The sequence below is a fragment of the Niallia sp. MER 6 genome, from assembly GCF_023714395.1.
Lineage (GTDB): Bacteria > Bacillota > Bacilli > Bacillales > Cytobacillaceae > Niallia.
In genome coordinates this window covers 332,169-349,033 of record NZ_JAMAUK010000001.1, presented here as the reverse complement: position 1 = coordinate 349,033, position 16,865 = coordinate 332,169, and the positions used below count along the sequence as shown (strand labels likewise).

At 39.1% G+C, this 16,865-nt stretch carries 16 protein-coding genes and 1 riboswitch; of the genes, 13 read left to right on the top strand and 3 right to left on the bottom strand.

The window, feature by feature from the left end; genetic code table 11:
- Nucleotides 1-12 precede the first annotated feature (12 nt).
- On the top strand, nucleotides 13-1,290 hold the full coding sequence (locus tag M3600_RS01725; protein WP_233317886.1) for an MDR family MFS transporter: 1,278 nt from the start codon (nucleotides 13-15) through the stop codon (nucleotides 1,288-1,290).
- A 15-nt stretch (nucleotides 1,291-1,305) separates the two neighbouring features.
- On the opposite strand, the gene M3600_RS01720 is transcribed toward M3600_RS01725, so the two are convergent.
- The gene (locus M3600_RS01720) at nucleotides 1,306-2,070 is read right to left on the bottom strand and encodes a DeoR/GlpR family DNA-binding transcription regulator (protein ID WP_237941109.1); all 765 of its coding nucleotides are present in this window, start codon (nucleotides 2,068-2,070) and stop codon (nucleotides 1,306-1,308) included.
- A gap of 315 nt (nucleotides 2,071-2,385) precedes the next feature.
- On the bottom strand, nucleotides 2,386-3,930 hold the full coding sequence (locus M3600_RS01715; RefSeq protein ID WP_233317768.1) for a DHA2 family efflux MFS transporter permease subunit: 1,545 nt from the start codon (nucleotides 3,928-3,930) through the stop codon (nucleotides 2,386-2,388).
- Between the two features lie 264 nt (nucleotides 3,931-4,194).
- On the opposite strand from M3600_RS01715, the gene M3600_RS01710 reads away from it, so the two are divergent.
- The 8 genes from M3600_RS01710 to M3600_RS28815 all read left to right on the top strand — a co-directional run bounded on the left by M3600_RS01710 (nucleotide 4,195) and on the right by M3600_RS28815 (nucleotide 10,424).
- Nucleotides 4,195-5,091, top strand: a complete 897-nt coding sequence (locus M3600_RS01710; RefSeq protein ID WP_233317766.1) for a TetR/AcrR family transcriptional regulator — start codon at nucleotides 4,195-4,197, stop codon at nucleotides 5,089-5,091.
- 144 nt (nucleotides 5,092-5,235) lie between these two features.
- Nucleotides 5,236-6,087, top strand: a complete 852-nt coding sequence (locus tag M3600_RS01705) for a GRP family sugar transporter (RefSeq protein WP_233317765.1) — start codon at nucleotides 5,236-5,238, stop codon at nucleotides 6,085-6,087.
- A 16-nt stretch (nucleotides 6,088-6,103) separates the two neighbouring features.
- Complete coding sequence (gene gdh / locus M3600_RS01700; RefSeq protein WP_237941110.1) at nucleotides 6,104-6,889, top strand: glucose 1-dehydrogenase; 786 nt, start codon at nucleotides 6,104-6,106, stop codon at nucleotides 6,887-6,889.
- A 124-nt stretch (nucleotides 6,890-7,013) separates the two neighbouring features.
- Nucleotides 7,014-7,454, top strand: a complete 441-nt coding sequence (locus M3600_RS01695; protein ID WP_237941111.1) for a MarR family winged helix-turn-helix transcriptional regulator — start codon at nucleotides 7,014-7,016, stop codon at nucleotides 7,452-7,454.
- Between the two features lie 115 nt (nucleotides 7,455-7,569).
- Complete coding sequence (locus tag M3600_RS01690) at nucleotides 7,570-8,019, top strand: hypothetical protein (RefSeq protein WP_251644638.1); 450 nt, start codon at nucleotides 7,570-7,572, stop codon at nucleotides 8,017-8,019.
- 138 nt (nucleotides 8,020-8,157) lie between these two features.
- On the top strand, nucleotides 8,158-9,186 hold the full coding sequence (locus M3600_RS01685; RefSeq protein WP_233317756.1) for an NADH:flavin oxidoreductase/NADH oxidase: 1,029 nt from the start codon (nucleotides 8,158-8,160) through the stop codon (nucleotides 9,184-9,186).
- A gap of 105 nt (nucleotides 9,187-9,291) precedes the next feature.
- The gene (locus tag M3600_RS01680) at nucleotides 9,292-10,182 is read left to right on the top strand and encodes an NAD-dependent epimerase/dehydratase family protein (RefSeq protein WP_251644637.1); all 891 of its coding nucleotides are present in this window, start codon (nucleotides 9,292-9,294) and stop codon (nucleotides 10,180-10,182) included.
- A gap of 107 nt (nucleotides 10,183-10,289) precedes the next feature.
- Nucleotides 10,290-10,424, top strand: coding sequence for a hypothetical protein (locus M3600_RS28815; RefSeq protein WP_267913467.1), 135 nt, complete (start codon nucleotides 10,290-10,292; stop codon nucleotides 10,422-10,424).
- 32 nt (nucleotides 10,425-10,456) lie between these two features.
- On the opposite strand, the gene M3600_RS01675 is transcribed toward M3600_RS28815, so the two are convergent.
- The gene (locus M3600_RS01675; protein ID WP_237941114.1) at nucleotides 10,457-11,815 is read right to left on the bottom strand and encodes an amino acid permease; all 1,359 of its coding nucleotides are present in this window, start codon (nucleotides 11,813-11,815) and stop codon (nucleotides 10,457-10,459) included.
- 262 nt (nucleotides 11,816-12,077) lie between these two features.
- Here M3600_RS01675 and M3600_RS01670 point away from each other — a divergent pair, with 262 nt between their 5' ends.
- The 4 genes from M3600_RS01670 (at nucleotide 12,078) to M3600_RS01655 (ending at nucleotide 16,835) form a co-directional block, all read left to right on the top strand.
- Entirely contained in the window at nucleotides 12,078-12,371 is a 294-nt protein-coding gene (locus M3600_RS01670) for a Dabb family protein (protein WP_233317750.1), read from the top strand.
- A gap of 494 nt (nucleotides 12,372-12,865) precedes the next feature.
- Complete coding sequence (locus M3600_RS01665) at nucleotides 12,866-13,297, top strand: helical membrane plugin domain-containing protein (RefSeq protein WP_127735207.1); 432 nt, start codon at nucleotides 12,866-12,868, stop codon at nucleotides 13,295-13,297.
- 39 nt (nucleotides 13,298-13,336) lie between these two features.
- On the top strand, nucleotides 13,337-14,521 hold the full coding sequence (locus M3600_RS01660) for an NAD(P)/FAD-dependent oxidoreductase (RefSeq protein ID WP_233317748.1): 1,185 nt from the start codon (nucleotides 13,337-13,339) through the stop codon (nucleotides 14,519-14,521).
- A 227-nt stretch (nucleotides 14,522-14,748) separates the two neighbouring features.
- Nucleotides 14,749-14,900, top strand: a riboswitch (cyclic di-AMP (ydaO/yuaA leader).
- Nucleotides 14,901-15,008: 108 nt separating this feature from the next.
- Nucleotides 15,009-16,835, top strand: a complete 1,827-nt coding sequence (locus M3600_RS01655; RefSeq protein ID WP_233317746.1) for an APC family permease — start codon at nucleotides 15,009-15,011, stop codon at nucleotides 16,833-16,835.
- Nucleotides 16,836-16,865 lie beyond the last annotated feature (30 nt).

Genomic DNA, 16,865 nt, shown 5'->3' with positions numbered 1-16,865 from the left:
CTTCGTATGAGTATGCGTCTAAGAGATTGGGATCAGAATTTAAAGATCCGCCTTGCAGGGGAATCTGTTGTTAATATTACATTTTGGATGTTCTTCCCTTTTTTAGCTATATATTTTACTGATTCCTTCGGAAAATCAACAGCTGGCCTGCTGTTAATATTATCTCAAGTTGTTTCCTGTGCAGCCAATTTGCTCGGAGGCTATTATGCAGATAAATACGGCAGGAAAAGAATGATGGTGCTGTCAGCATTTGCCCAAGGAGCTGCATTCACCGTTTTTGCCTTCTCAAGCTCCCCTTGGCTTGACTCAGCACTGCTAGGGTTTGTGTGCTTTACTGTTGTAAGTATGTTCGGTGCAGTGTATTGGCCGGCAAGTCAGGCAATGATAGCGGATGTAGTGGAAGAGAAGGATCGCAGCGATGTATTTGCGATTTTTTATACGTCGACAAATATTGCAGTCGTGATTGGCCCTATTATTGGCGGTATTTTTTTCGCTGATTACCGATTTGCATTACTGCTGATGGCCGGCGTGCTGAATCTTGTTCTCGGCATTGTTCTTCATTATAAGATCACAGAGACTGCACCCGTTTCCAAAATGGAGGAGAGCGGGCAAGCAAGTAATTGGATTTCTGTGCTCGGCGATCAGCTTAAAGATTATAAGGTAATCATGAATGACCGCATTTTTTTGCTTTTCATCATCGCAGGCGTGCTTGTCGGACAAACCTTCATGCAATTAGATCTCCTGTTTCCAGTGTATATAAATGAAGTGGTGACAGACCAGCCTTTGCTTCAATTCGGTAATTGGTCTTATGTGGTGGAAAGCACACAGGCATTTGGTCTTGTGCTCGCAGAAAACGGCTTGTTAGTCGCTATCTTTACAATTACAGTTACAAGATGGATGAGTAAATACAAAGAACGGAATGTGTTTATCATATCTTCGTTTATTTATGCCGCTTCTGTGCTGTTATTTAGCCAAACTTCATGGATTTGGGGGCTGCTGCTGGCGATGCTTGTGTTTACGCTGGCAGAGTTGATGACAGCTGGCATACAGCAAGGGTTCATTTCCGAGCTTGCACCAGCTGATAAAAGGGGGAAGTATTATGCCGCTGCAAGTCTGCGCTACACCTTCTCGAAAATGATTGCACCATTGTCCATTCCGATGAGTGCATGGGTGGGCTATACGTGGACATTCTTCTTTATCAGCTTGTTAGCCATATTAAGTGGTGTAATTTATTACCGGCTATTTGTTAAATTCGAACAAAGAAAAATGGAAACAGCTCCTAAATGGTAATTTAGGAGCTGTTTTTTATGCTTCTTTTTGAGCAATGACAAGCTTAATATTGTTTTCACTTGCGAATGCCTGATATTCCTTTGGAGGCTCGGCACCTGTTATTAAGTAGTCAATATCATGTAGAGTGCAGTATGTCATTAATGCATATTTATCAAACTTATGATGGTCAACAAGCAAGTAAACCTCAGCACTTCTTTCGACAACATTCTTTTTAATTTCGCTTTCTAATGGGGAGGAGTTTGTGACACCATTACTGATGGAAATCCCTGTTGATGCCATAAAGGCCTTATTGATGTTATAGGATTTGATAACATCTGTGCTTTGGATGCTTGCAAAGGATTTCGTTTTTCTTTCTAGCACACCGCCAAATGTTATAATATGAAGATTTTCATATGGCAGTGCTTTAATGATGAAATCGAGATTATTTGTAATAATGGAAAGCTGTTTTGTTTTAAGGTACTCCAGCATTTCCAATGTGGTTGTGCCTGAATCAATAAAAATTATATCACCGTCTTGAACGAACTCGGCTGCGTTCTTACCAATCAGCATTTTCTCATCCTTATTGCGTATTTGCCGATCGTTAAAAGAAACGAGTGTCGCATGGTTAACGGCAACCCCGCCATAGACTTTTTTAAGCTCTCCTTCTTCAACAAGCTCCTGTATGTCTCTGCGAATCGTATTTTTAGAGACATTAAATACTTCTACCAGTTCATCTAAAGAAACAGTTTCATGTTCATGCACATAATCCTGAATTTCCTTGATTCGTTTATTCTTCAGCATTTTTCTAGCCACCTTTTATTATTCCGCTATCTTTTATTTAAGTCTGTCTATTATCAAAGCTGCCCTGAAGTTACTTGAATACATTATTAATCCTGCATCCGCAGTTAAAATATGAAAGTCTAGTAACAGAATTTTTTTATTAACTTAGCTAAATTATACCAAAAACTAACCAAGAGTTCACCATAAAAATTAGAAATTTTCTTGTTCGTCACGAGCAAATCTAGGGGGGGATTCAGTTTGGAAAAGGAGGTTGATATATTGATATAAAAAAACCAAGCTGATCATAATCACAGCTTGGCTTTTTGTATCTATTTATTAGTTTTCTGCAAGTTTAGCAGAAGTTTTTTGCTGCACTTTGTTTGGATTGCTTTGAATATCTTCAGCAGGTGTTGCTCGTTTCATAAAGAATGACAGGATTAAAGCAAGAACAACGACGCCGACAGAAATAAGGAATGCATCATTAATTCCTTCCATCATTGCTTTCATCGCAAGCTGCTCTTTAGCTGCCGCAAGTGTTGCCGCATCTGGCTGTACTGTGCTGTTAGCCATAGATTTCATTGCATCTTCTGCCAATTCATTTGCATGTGTTGTAGTGCGGTTGGACATAATGGTGATCATTAATGCAGACCCGATTGCGCCAGAAACTTGCTGCAATGTATTGTTCATTGCTGTGCCGTGCGGATTCAAACGTCCAGGCACTTGATTTAAGCCGTTTGTCATTACTGGCATCATAACCATTGACATCCCGAACATACGGAAAGAATAAATGATGATTAGAGTTGTATAAGATGTGTCCATTGTTAATTTGCTGAACATATATGTTGTAACAGCTGTGATAGCCAACCCGGTTACTGCTAAAATACGGGCACCATATTTATCAAAAAGTTTACCAGTAATTGGCGACATAATTCCCATAATGATTGCCCCAGGTAAAAGCAGCAGTCCTGAATCTAGTGGAGAGATACCTCTAACTGTTTGAATGTACATAGGCATTAACAGCATCGCAGAAAACATGGCAATATTAACTACAATAGAAATCGCTGCTGATAATGCAAATAACGGATATTTAAAAATCCTGAATTCAAGCATTGGATTTGGAATTTTAAGCTGTCTTACAATGAAGAGAACTAAACTTAGGAAACCGATAATCAATGTTCCATAAACATACGGGCTGTCCCAGCCTTTGTTGCCGGCAGTGCTGAATCCGTACAGCAGACCGCCAAAGCCTAATGTTGACAGAATGACAGAAAGGGTGTCGATAGAAATATCTACTTTATCCTTTTTATCTTTTAATTTCACAATGGCAAGTACCAATACAAGAATGGCAATTGGTGCGATTACACGGAATAAAACATGCCAATGGAAGTGCTCTACGATATAACCAGACAATGTCGGACCAATTGCTGGTGCGAAAATCATAACTAAGCCGAATACTCCCATTGCACTTCCGCGTTTTTCAACAGGGAAGCTTGTAAGCAGGAAGTTCATCAATACTGGCATCATAATCGCAGAACCAGAAGCTTGGACCATACGTGCTGCCAACAGAACCGGGAACGATCCTGAGAAGCCTGCCACAAGTGTACCAATGGTAAACAATGACATCGCTGTGATAAACAGGCGTCTAATGGAATATCTTTGAATTAAAAAAGCCGTTGTCGGAATCATAATTCCGTTAACGAGCATGTAGCCTGTAACGAGCCATTGCCCGACAGAAGCATCAATATCAAAGTCCTTATTAATAGAAGGCAATGCTATATTTAATAATGTTGAGTTTAAGATAGCAACAAAAGCCCCGGCCATCAGAATGGCGATAATGCCATATGGTGGCTTTTTCGTATTTTGTGTTGCTGTGTTGTTCATGAAATGTTTTCCTCCTTATGAACCTTTAGTTCATTTTTTATACAATTGTTCTAGGCTTAAATAATAATATACTGGCAGTATAAATTTTGCAATAAAAAATGTTTAGGTTTACTAAAAAATAAATTTTGTTGGATTATTTTTCCTGTTGGATAGCGAGAGCAAGGCTTAATGGTAACGTTTTCTTTGCTGATTTCTTGAAATTATTTACCGAATAGGTTAGTATGTTTTTTGAACTGTCAGTATAATTTCCCTAAGGTGATGAATATGAATAACCGGAAAAAGCATGTATTGAATAAAGCTCATGAGCTATTTATTGAAAAAGGATTCCAAGCCACATCCATTCAAGAAATTCTAGAAAGTAGCGGAATCTCGAAAGGAACCTTTTACAACTATTTTTCAAGTAAAAATGAACTGCTGATTTCTATTTTTAAGGATATATACACTGAACTTGGCGAGAAGCGCAAACAGCTTATGATTGGTCAAGATAAAGCTTCATTGGCAATTTTTATTCAGCAAATTGAATTGTTAATTAACACGAACAACCAGTATAAGATTATCTCTCTTTTTGAAGAAATTTTATTTACGAATGATCCGGAGCTCAAGCAATTTTTGAACAGGAGGAGAATTCAGGAATTAAACTGGCTGTATAAGCGGCTAATGGATATTTGCGGAATTGATAAAAAACCGTATCTGCTTGATTGTGCCGTCATGTTGACTGGCAACCTTCATAATATGATCTTTTTCTATTCGTTAGATCAACAGCGGCAAATAGATGTTCATAAAATTGTACAGTACAGTGTTAATAGAATAATTGCGATGACAGAGGATGTTGCGAAGACTGGCGAACGAGTGCTTGCTCCTGAATTGCTGTTAAAATGGCTGTCAGACAGCGCCGAAAGTGACAGGCATACAGATAGTAAAAATATTTCCTGTATGATTGAATCTTTAAAGCTAATGGTTAGAAACAGTGTGCAAAATGTGGAAGATCAGAAAAAATATGAGGAATTAATCGATTTTGTGGAGGAAGAGCTGGCAGAGCCGGAAAATCGCCGCAAGCATCTTGTCGATATGGCAATAGGTGAGTTAAAATCTTCAATCAGCGACAGTGAATGCCATAAAGCAGTTTGTTTACTAGAAGAAAAAGTGCTGACAATGGAATAAGCAATGGAGTGGCCTGAAATCCGCAAATCGAGATTTTAGGCTTTTTTTTATTAAGTTACTTGCTTTATTAATAAATATGCTGATTAGATTTTGCACGATTAGGGAAATTTAAACGATATAACAAGAAAGTGGGTTTGATTTAAAGTGGAGTTTTTTTTAGCAATTCTTCCTGCTCTGTTTTGGGGCAGCATCGTATTAATTAATGTGAAAATAGGGGGCGGGGCATACAGTCAGACATTAGGTACAACAATTGGTGCACTTCTTTTCTCTGCTGTAGTTTATTTGATTGCAAGACCGGAGCTGTCCCTTCTTATTCTTATTGTCGGTATATGTTCAGGTATCTTTTGGGCAATTGGGCAAAGCAATCAATTTAAATCAATTGAATATATTGGGGTTTCAAAGACAATGCCAATTTCAACTGGTTTGCAGATTGTATCAACAACCTTGTTTGGTGTCCTAGTATTTCGTGAGTGGACAACTGCTACTACCATTATTCTTGGCATTATTGCCATTCTTTGTATATTAGCAGGGATAATTTTAACTACATATGATCAGAAGAGAAGTGCAGATGAGTCTGCCAAACTGAAAAAGGGGACAGTTACCTTACTGATTTCTACTTTAGGGTATTTAGGCTATGTTGTAATCGCAAGACTGTTTTCTGTTGATGGCTGGTCAGCACTCTTCCCTCAGTCAATCGGAATGGTGATTGGCGGACTTGTTATTACATATAAACATAAGCCATTCAATCTTTATGCATTAAAGAATATATTGCCTGGTTTGTTTTGGGCAGCTGGAAATATGTTTTTGTTTATTTCGCAGCCAAAGGTCGGCGTGGCAATCAGCTATTCTTTATCCCAGACAGGTGTAGTTATTTCTACCCTAGGCGGAATCTTCTTATTAGGAGAAAAGAAAACAAAGCGCCAGCTTGTCTTTGTTGCGGTTGGGATTATCCTCATTATTGCAGGGGTCATCTGTTTAGGCATCGCGAAAAAATAACAAGGAGGAACTTTCCGTGTATACTGACTTAAAAGGTAAAGTAGTGGCAATTACAGGAGCATCGACGGGCTTGGGCCGTGCAATGGCAATCAGATTTGGTAAAGAGGGGGCTAATGTTGTCATCAATTATTTTTCTGATGACAACGAGGCATCAGCTGTCAAAAAAGAAGTCGAAGAAGCAGGCGGACAAGCTGTCATTATTCAAGGTGATGTCACAAAGGAGCAAGATGTCATCAATCTTGTTAAAACTGCGCATGACCACTTTGGAAAGTTAGATATAATGATAAATAATGCAGGAATTGAGAATCCAGTGCCATCCCATGAGATGACATTAGACAATTGGGAAAAGGTAATCGGCACAAATTTGACTGGTGCGTTTCTTGGCAGCAGGGAAGCGATAAAGTATTTTGTTGAGCATGATATTAAGGGCAATGTAATCAATATGTCAAGCGTTCATGAAATGATTCCGTGGCCGACATTTGTTCATTATGCAGCAAGTAAAGGCGGGGTGAAGCTGATGACAGAAACACTTGCCCTTGAGTATGCTCCAAAAGGAATACGTGTAAATAATATCGGGCCTGGTGCCATTAACACTCCTATTAATGCAGAAAAGTTTGCCGATCCTGCCAAGCGAAAAGATGTGGAAAGTATGATACCATTAGGCTATATAGGAAAGCCGGAAGAAATCGCTGCCGTTGCTGCTTGGCTTGCATCTGATGAGTCCAGCTATGTGACAGGGATAACTTTGTTTGCAGACGGCGGTATGACAAAATATCCGTCTTTCCAGGCTGGGAGAGGCTAAAATAGTTAACAAACAACACTGATATCCTCTGCATTGACCGTTATACTCCCTGTTGATAGAATGGGAGTTAGTATTTTATAGGAAAGAATTCGGGTTTTGTTATAAGGATATAGGTGGAGATACAATGATGGAAAAACCGGCAAATTCATATACGGAAAGCTGGCTGGCATTATCAAGCTTACAAGGTGCAATAGCGACGGAGCTTGAACATGTCCTGCAGCATCAGCATAAGCTTTCACTTAGAGAGTTTTATGTGCTTCTTTATTTGTCAAAAGCACCAGAGCATAAGCTTAGACTTCAACAGCTTCAAGATATGGTGGGCTTGAGCCAAAGTGCCTTATCAAGGCTTGTGACAAGACTTGAAGCGAAGGAATGCGGAGCCCTGCAGCGACATCTGTGCACAGATGATCGGAGGGGAATTTACACTGCATTGACTGAGTATGGTAAAGACAAGTTTGTGAAAGCAAATGAGACTTTTTCTAACACACTGGCAGCTATACTGGAAAAGACAGAAACAAAAAATGACCTTAGTTCCATATTGCAAATGATGATTGGAAAGAAGTAAAAGCTGATAAGCACATGTCCGCTTTTACTTCTTTCCTTTTTTTATATTTTGTTGTAACTTTTTCCATTCAGTTTTCGCCCTATTAGAAGAAGACAGACTAAGGGGATGTGCTCGTTTGCGAAGGATAATCTTACTGCTTTTTTTCTTTGTATTGCTAATAGGCTGTTCAAACATTCAGCCTGCCATGAATGAACCACCTAGTCTTTTTATTGTTATGGACGATATCCGGCATAAAACGAAGCTTGGCAGCTACTGCTGGTCAAATGGCGGAAGCGGTGTTTGTGCAGATACAGCTGGACCGTTGGAGCTGCTCAAGGATGAAACACCGAAAAAGGTCAAAGCTAATCAAAGGATAAAATTTGAATTTGATTATGAAAATCCTTCTGAAGGGAGCTTACAACAAATACAGTCTGAAAATAAAGAAACAACAGTATTAAAAGCTGGTGGCCAAATGAAGGCTCCGCAAGAAGCGGGAATCTACTATTTTGTGTACTCTGCTTTGTGGACAGATGAGGATAGTCCTAATGGAGATGCACTATATGCTTTTGCTATTGAAGTGGAATAGGTTTGGGAGAAAACGGGTATCTTGTATGTGGAAAAAAAGAGAGAGCTATTTCAAGTTATTTTATTTGACCATCTAGAACAGGAATGATAATTTATATGCATGAGCATGCATTTTGAAAAAGAAAGAAGGAATATAACGATGGAACATTTATTTTCTCCATACTCTTACAAAAGCTTAGAGCTAAAAAACAGAGTTGTTATGCCGCCAATGTGCCAATATTCTGTGACGAAAAAGGACGGAATTGCAACAGATTGGCATTACGTTCATTATGTAAGCAGAGCAATCGGTGGTGCGAGTTTAATCATTATTGAAATGACAGATGTTGAACCAGACGGAAGGATTACTGACTATGATTTAGGATTATGGTCTGATGAGCAAATTGCTCCACTTGCAAGAATAGTGGATGCTTGTCATCAACACGGTGCGAAAGTGGGCATTCAAATTGCTCATGCTGGTCGCAAAGCAGAAGATGCAGAGCTTCCAGTCGCTCCATCGCCAATTCCATTTGACGAAAACTCGAAAACACCTAGAGAGCTAACAACAGATGAAGTAAAAGGGATGGTAGAGAAATTCCGTGCTGCAGTGGAGCGTGCTGTAAAAGCGGGCGTTGACACAATTGAGCTTCATGGTGCACATGGCTATTTAATTCACCAATTCCAATCAAAGCTGACAAATAAACGGGAAGATGAGTATGGTCAAGATCGTACGAAATTTGGTGTGGAAGTTATCAAAGCAGCTAAGAGTGCTATGCCGGAAGATATGCCTTTAATTTTGCGCATTTCTGCGAAAGAATATGTGGAAGGCGGCTACGAGGTGGAAGAAAGCATCGAGTTTTCGAAAGCGTATGTGGATGCAGGTGTGGATATATTCCATATAAGTGCAGGCGGAGAAGGCCCGATTGCAGCAGCAGGAAAACCTGGCACACATGTTGCTTACCAAGTGCCGTTCGCACGAGCATATAAACAGGCATTTAATCTTCCTGTCATTGCTGTAGGCAGATTGGATGAAGCAGCTCTTGCTAATTCAGTTATTGGAAATGAAGATGCAGAACTTGTTGCAGTTGGAAGAGGAATGTTAAGAAATCCTTACTGGGCATTAGAAGCAGCTGCTCAGTTAAGGAAGGAAACAGCAATTCCACAACAATATGTACCAGGGTTCCCAAGATAATTATTCAAAAAGGTGCATAGCTATATGCATCTTTTTTCGTGCAGAAAAAGGATACGCTTCCTGTTTGTAGAATAATATAGTGGCATTACATAGGAAGTATCATCAGTGGAGGGGATATTAGTGGAAAAAGCGCTTGTGATCGGTGGAACAAGGTTTTTTGGTGTGCATCTTGTAAGGTCATTATTAGACATGGGTGTTCATGTAACAGTAGCAACTAGAGGGATGGCGGCAGATCCCTTTGGAGACGAAGTGGAACGAATTTTCTTTGACCGCTCTGATTTAACGAACTTTAAGGAATCATTTAAAGATACAAAATGGGATGCTGTTTATGACCAGATTTGTTACTCCTCAGAAGATGCACTTAATGCAATAGAGGTTTTCAGCGGAAAAACGGAACATTACATACTAACATCCACATTATCTGTGTATGACTCTTACAAGCAGCTTTTAAAAGAAGAAGATTTTAATCCATATGAATATCCAATCGTTATAAAATCCGTCAAAGAGGTGACATATCAAGAAGGAAAAAGACAGGCAGAAGCTGTGTTTTTCCAAAAAGCCCCTTTTAAGACGGCAGCAGTAAGAATTCCCATCGTACTTGGAATCAACGATTATACTAAAAGACTTGAATTTCATACAGAAAAAGTGGCAGCCGGGGAAGAAATCTATTTCCCTAACATTCAGGCAGCAATGGGATTTATTGATGAAAAGGAAGCGGGAAACTTTATTGCCTGGGCTGGAGTAAAGGGGATAGAAGGGCCAGTCAATGCATGTGCTGACGGCATCATTCACTTGTCTGAACTAATAGCAATAATTGAAAAAAGCACTGGAAAACAAGCGGTTTTAGCTAATGAGAAGCAGGACAATAATGCATCTCCTTATGGAATTGACTCATTTTGGGCAATGAGCAATGATAAAGCTAAAGGGATGGGGTATCTATTCTCGAATTTGCAAGAGTGGCTGCCAAGCCTTATAAATAGTATAACAAAAAAGTAAAGTGAATAATTGGAAACTAGCCAACCCTGTGCGTATGGTTAGTTTTTTTGCGTAAAGGAAACTTTTTTAACATAATGCATATAAATGGTATTAAAGGAGTGATTTAAATGAATCGAAGCGGACGAGTTGAAAAGAAGATTGCTGCATATTCTTATATTTGCAAAACATTAGGAATTATTAATGAAGCAGAAATGAAACAAATCCAAGCTGGCATCTCTAATAAAAAACGGCAAAATCGCTAAAAGAGGAAAGCTTAGAACGCTTTCCTCTTCATTTAGGTGGTTTCAGGTGAGGACTTTTTATGTTTTAAATGTACGATAAAGGTTGCAATCCCAATCAGTAAAACACAAGCAAGACTTATAAAGAAGCCAGTTCGAATACCTTTTTCTAACACTGTCCCGCTGACAGCAGCAAGAATAAGAAGCAGTCCGATTATTGCCTTTGTCTTATCCCATCCTTTAGGCTTCAAAACTTTAAAGGAGGAGAACAAAATAAATGCCCAATTGTACAGTAACAGTATCCCGGCTGCAGTTGTAATATACTCAAATATCTTCCCTGGCAATAGTAAAGCAGCTAGAACGGATGCAAATAATCCTATTGCTCCTAAAGTTAATGAGGGAAGGGGCAGCTTATGAAATTTCTTTAGCTTCTTTTCGAAAATTTTAGGTGCATCGCCACCTTTAGCCATTGTAACAAGTAATTTAGTTACACCGAATAGCGATGCAGTCATCGTTGAAAACCCAGCAATAATGATCGCCCCATTAAAAACATGAGGGAAAAAGCTGAGCGGATAACCTGCGAGTGCTGTTACAAAAGGACTTTCCTTCTCATTAAATTTATCAAGTGGTACAAGCAATACTGCTAAAGCTAAAGACAGAACATAGATAATCAGCAAAATGATGAGCATATTAGTACCAGCTTTTGGTGCATCCTTCTTGTCCTTAAGCTGCATCGCCATCATTCCAATAACTTCTATCCCTCCATATGCATAAAAGGCATAGATAAGAGATGTCCAAAATCCTTTATAACCTTTTGGGAAAAAAGCATCAAGGCTTTTAGGGGTCTGCATAGCATGATCTCCGCCATGAATCCAGCCAAATAAAGCTGCAGCTCCTAAGATGATAAACATAACAATCGCTGCTGTTTTTATAACAGCTAAATAATTCTCAACCTTATCAAAGCCGTCTGTGCCCAAGAAAACGACAAATATCGATAATACAGCAAAAATACAAGCAAATACCCAAAGAGGTATTTTGGGAAACCAAAATTGTGAAAGAAGAGACAGGGCGGTAAGCTGGCTGCCCATAATAAGAATATTGGAACCCCAATAATTCCAACCGCAGCTAAAGCCGGCCCAAGAACCAAAAGCCTTGTTAGCGTAATAACAAAAGGACCCTTCCTGGGGATCTTCTGCTGTCATTTTTGCCAATAAATTAAAAACAATATAAGTTCCAATTGCCGCAATCATGAAAGATAATACAATCGCTGGACCTGTTTCAATGATTCCCAGGCTGGAACCTACAAAGTAGCCAGTGCCAATCGTACAGCCGACACCAACAAGTGATAATTCATACCATTTTAAATTACCTTGCTTATTTGAATCCTTCTGATTGTCTTTTTCTTGGCTGCTCATAATAACTCCTTCTTAAATAATAATAAAAATGGTTATATGTCTTAACTTAGTATGTATCGTTTTCATTGAAATATTTGCGGAGCGCTGATTTTCATCATTGATGGAAAAATATGTGTAAAATTAAGCGGCAGACCCTGTCTAAGCACTACAAAGGACTCAGGAAAAATAAGTCCATTTACATAACTTTGCTAAAAAATTTGCTGCTTGTTTAAAATTCCGCTAAAATGAGAACGAAAAAAGTATGCCAGAAAGAGGTTCAAGCATGATAGATCATATTGTCCTTGTCAAATTTAGTGAAACAACAACAGAAGAACAGCTGCAGGAAGTGATTAAAAGGTTCCGCGCCTTAAGAAACAAAATCATGGGAGTTGTAGACCTGCAGGCAGGACTGAACTTCGCCCAAAGCAGTAAAGATTATCAGGTAGTCCTGAAGGTTCGTTTTGAAGACAGGGAGGCCCTTGCATTATATGGACCAAATCCCGAACATCAAGCAGTAGCAACATATATTCGCGAAGTCGGCAGAGTCGACAGCATCGTCGTGGATATTGAAATATAAAAGAAAAACAGGCCGAAATTGGCCTGTTTTTTGTATTAGATGGATCAAAAGAAATTATCTCCACACATTAAAAATAGAATGCATAGCGGCAGGTTGATACGTGAAGACTATGATTAAATCGACAAATATTTGTAAAAAGTTCTCACTGAAGCATAACTAACGTATTTATAATAACAACGCATGACATCAAGGTTTTTTCCTGGTAGGTAAGAGCAAGGATTGGATGGAGTCGCTGTGACATATCTCACACAAAACAAAAAAATCTTTAAAATTTTGCGGTTCTCACATTTATTTTTAATAAAAAAGTGGTATTATATTAAAGGAGTTAATGAAGGGTTGTTGTAGAAACTTTAGAATTACTAGTTTTGTATAACTACATACCTTATTATCAATGTATCCAAATTATTAGTCTACGAACTATTGTGCAAAAATGCACAATAGTTTGATATTCAAAAAAACATTAGGAAAATGCCAATAGCAAAGGAGAATCAGTTATGTCAGAAACAACTACACAAACAAGTGCTGAACTGACAGCTACATCTACTAATAGCCAAGACTTATTGGATCAGCTTTTAAAGCCTGAGGTACAAGAGTCATTGACTACTTTAATCGAACAGCTGCCAAAATTAACAGAAGTCGTTAATACATTGACAAGCTCATATGATCTTGTTCAAGGCCTATCAAAAGATGAGGTCTTCATGAGTGATATGGTCAATGCAACAACTGAAATGCTTGAACCAGTCGTTCATTCAGCAAAAGGTATGGCTTCAGCTGTAATTGAAGCGAAGGATCGTGCTGAGCAAAGCAATGAAACAATCGGTGTATTCGGATTGCTTAAATTACTAAAAGATCCTCAAGCTCAAAAAATGCTGCGTTTTACACAAAGCTATCTTCAAATCTTGAACGAACGCGACCAACAAAAATAAGTTCAACAATTGAATAGAACGAAGGACGGAGGATATACCATGGCAAAAAATATAGTTATTTTAGGTGCAGGCTACGGCGGTCTATTGGCAGCTCAAAATGTACGCAAATATTACACTAAATCACAAGCGAATGTAACGGTAATCAATAAATATCCAACACACCAAATCATTACGGAATTGCATCGCCTTGCAGCAGGAAACGTTCATGAAAAGGCTGTAGCAATGCCTCTTGATAAGCTTCTTAAAGGTCTTGATGTTGATATTAAGATTGCAACAGTTGAATCTTTCAACGTAGATAATAAAGAAGTAATCCTTGCAGGCGGATCTAAGCTAAGCTACGATGCACTTGTTGTTGCATTAGGAAGCGTAACAGCTTACTTCGGTATTCCTGGATTGGAAGAAAACAGCATGGTTTTAAAATCAGCTGAAGATGCAAACAAAATTTTCAAGCATGTGGAAGAACGCATCAGCGAATATGCTAAAACGAAAAAACCAGAAGATGCTACTATTCTTATCGGCGGCGGCGGATTGACTGGTGTTGAACTAGTTGGTGAACTAGCTGACATCCTGCCTGCAATGACAAAGAAATACGGCGTTGACTATAAAGAAATCAACCTATCTCTTGTTGAAGCAGGACCAAAGATTCTTCCTGTTCTTCCAGATGATTTAATCGACAGAGCTACTAAAAGCTTGGAAGCTCGCGGCGTTAAGTTCTTGACTGGACTTGCAGTAACAAATGTAGCAGGCAATGTTATTGACTTGAAAGATGGTCAAAAAATCGTTGCTAACACATTTGTATGGACTGGTGGGGTTCAGGGTAACCCTCTAGTTGGTGTTTCTGGTCTAGAAGTAAACCGCGGACGTGCTACAGTTAATGACTTCTTGCAATCAACTTCACATCCTGAAGTATTTGTTGCAGGAGACAGTGCTGTATACTTCCCAGCTGATGGAGATGGCCGTCCAGCACCTCCAACTGCACAAATCGCATGGCAAATGGGTGAATTAATCGGGTACAACCTTTTTGCTTACCTTGAAGGTAAAACACTAGAAGGATTCAGCCCAATCAACTCTGGTACACTTGCAAGCCTAGGCCGCAAAGACGGAGTTGCTATTGTTGGCGGAAGCTCTACACCGCTTAAAGGCATGCCTGCATCATTGATGAAAGAAGCTTCTAACATCCGTTATCTTTCACATATTAAAGGCTTGTTCAGCTTAGCATACTAATATTTTTTCTAAAGGAAGGGTTGTCTTAACGACAATCCTTCCTTTTTTATTTTTTATTTTATAAAACGATGAATTAACGAGAAAAACAGCAAAAAACAGAGAATTGGTTAGATGAGGACGAGTAATTTGCATTGCCTGCGTCTTTTAGCGTTTTTTTGTTCTTTTTTGCTCTTTTTCCTTCATTTACTTTTTATCTTTTTGGGAGTAATATCTTCAAGTAAATAATATTTCGTAAATCGCTTAATCCATTTTTGGAGCGGGGGACCCAATTTTTATGTGCCGTGATAATGGCGCTTGGGGTGAATCCTATTGCAGGAGGGGCAACTCTCAGATGTCCCAACCCGACAGCTAACTCCGCAAGCGTTTAGAGAGAGGAATAATCTGATGTTCGATTTGACACGATCGACCACGGGGTATCCTCGTGGTTTTTTTGTGTGCAAAAATTGGGATATCGCCTAGACATTTTACGAGAAAGCTGGAGGGTAACATGAGCGGTTCAATTTTGAAACGAATTTTAATTGGGAAGCCACTAAAAACAAGTGCATTGGGGGAGCAAAAATTAAATAAGCTTAAAGCATTGGCGATTCTTTCTTCTGATGCACTTTCATCGGTTGCATACGGAACAGAACAAATACTGCTCGTATTAGCAGGTATTGGTATTCTCGCATACTGGTATTCTATACCGATTGCCATTGGGGTACTTGTGCTGCTTGTAGCACTGATATTATCATATCGTCAAATCATCTACGCATATCCTCGCGGAGGCGGTGCTTATATTGTTTCAAAAACAAATCTAGGGGAAAATGCCGGCTTGATTGCAGGAGGCTCCTTGCTCGTTGATTATATCCTGACTGTTGCTGTAAGTGTATCAGCAGGTACAGATGCAATTACATCAGCATTTCCTAGCTTACATGAACATAATGTGCTTATAGCCAGCTTGTTTGTTATATTAATTACTATTTTGAACTTAAGAGGAGTCACAGAATCAGCATCTATTCTGGCTTATCCAGTGTATCTGTTTGTTATCGCCTTAGTGGTTCTGATTCTTACAGGTTTATGGAAAATGGTCACAGGTGATGTTGGCAACGCGGTGCATACACCAATTGGTACAGCTGTTCCTGGATTGAGTATTTTTCTATTATTGAAGGCATTCTCATCTGGATGCTCAGCGTTAACAGGGGTCGAGGCTATTTCCAATGCTGTACCGAACTTTAAAGAGCCTTCAGCAAAAAATGCAGTCCGAACATTAACGCTGATGGGAGTTATACTGGGAGTGCTCTTTTCCGGTATTACCTTACTTGCCTATTGGTATGGGATTTCGCCAAAAGCAGAAGAAACGGTTGTATCACAAATCGCTTCAGAGGTGTTTGGCCGGAATGGATTTTATTATTTCATTCAAGTAACGACAGCGCTTATTTTAATATTAGCTGCTAATACTGGCTTTGCTGCGTTTCCGTTGCTTGCAGTCAACCTTGCTGTTGATAAGTATATGCCAAGAATTTTTACAATTCGTGGTGACAGATTGGGCTATTCGAATGGAATTGTTACATTAGGAGCGGCATCTATTCTATTAATTATTCTTTTTAAAGGGAATACAGAAATGCTTATTCCGCTGTATGCAGTAGGTGTATTTATTCCATTTACACTATCCCAAAGCGGAATGATTAAAAAATGGTGCACAGAAAAACCGAAAAACTGGAAGTGGAAAATGAGCATAAACTTGGCTGGGGCATTAATAACACTAACTGTGCTGCTTATTTTATTCACGACAAAGTTTTCTCAAGTATGGTCTGTGCTGATATTCCTACCGATAATCGTCTTTATCTTTCATAAGATTAAAGGGCATTATGAGGATGTTGCCAGCCAGCTCCGTATGGATGAACATCATAAAGCAGAAAAGCCAGAAGGTAATATTGTTATTTTGCCTGTTGCTGGGATAACGAAGGTTGTCGATAATTCTTTAGCATATGCAGAAACGATTGGACAGACGATTATCGCTGTATATGTTGCCTTTGACAGAGAAAGCGAAAAACGGATGGAGGAGAAATGGAAAGCATATAGACCGGATATCCGCCTTGTGACAATCCATTCCCAATATCGCAGTTTAGTGAGACCATTAAGGAGATTCATAGATGTAATTGAAGAAAAAGGAGCAGAAAATAACCATAGTGTCACGGTTATTATTCCACAGTTCATAACGAAAAAAAGCTGGCACAATATCCTGCATAATCAATCCAGCTTGCTTCTTAAAGCCCATCTTCTTTACAGACGAAATGTTATCGTAACTACTGTGCCTTTCCGGTTTAAAAAGTAACAGAGAGAAGGGGGCTCATAAACATGAGCC

Coding starts and splice junctions, on each gene's coding strand:
- M3600_RS01725 (WP_233317886.1), top strand. CDS start 13: ATGCGTCTAAGAGATTGGGATCAGAATTTAAAGATCCGCCTTGCAGGG.
- M3600_RS01720 (WP_237941109.1), bottom strand. CDS start 2,070: ATGCTGAAGAATAAACGAATCAAGGAAATTCAGGATTATGTGCATGAA.
- M3600_RS01715 (WP_233317768.1), bottom strand. CDS start 3,930: ATGAACAACACAGCAACACAAAATACGAAAAAGCCACCATATGGCATT.
- M3600_RS01710 (WP_233317766.1), top strand. CDS start 4,195: ATGAATAACCGGAAAAAGCATGTATTGAATAAAGCTCATGAGCTATTT.
- M3600_RS01695 (WP_237941111.1), top strand. CDS start 7,014: ATGATGGAAAAACCGGCAAATTCATATACGGAAAGCTGGCTGGCATTA.
- M3600_RS01685 (WP_233317756.1), top strand. CDS start 8,158: ATGGAACATTTATTTTCTCCATACTCTTACAAAAGCTTAGAGCTAAAA.
- M3600_RS28815 (WP_267913467.1), top strand. CDS start 10,290: ATGAATCGAAGCGGACGAGTTGAAAAGAAGATTGCTGCATATTCTTAT.
- M3600_RS01675 (WP_237941114.1), bottom strand. CDS start 11,815: ATGAGCAGCCAAGAAAAAGACAATCAGAAGGATTCAAATAAGCAAGGT.
- M3600_RS01670 (WP_233317750.1), top strand. CDS start 12,078: ATGATAGATCATATTGTCCTTGTCAAATTTAGTGAAACAACAACAGAA.
- M3600_RS01665 (WP_127735207.1), top strand. CDS start 12,866: ATGTCAGAAACAACTACACAAACAAGTGCTGAACTGACAGCTACATCT.
- M3600_RS01660 (WP_233317748.1), top strand. CDS start 13,337: ATGGCAAAAAATATAGTTATTTTAGGTGCAGGCTACGGCGGTCTATTG.
- M3600_RS01655 (WP_233317746.1), top strand. CDS start 15,009: ATGAGCGGTTCAATTTTGAAACGAATTTTAATTGGGAAGCCACTAAAA.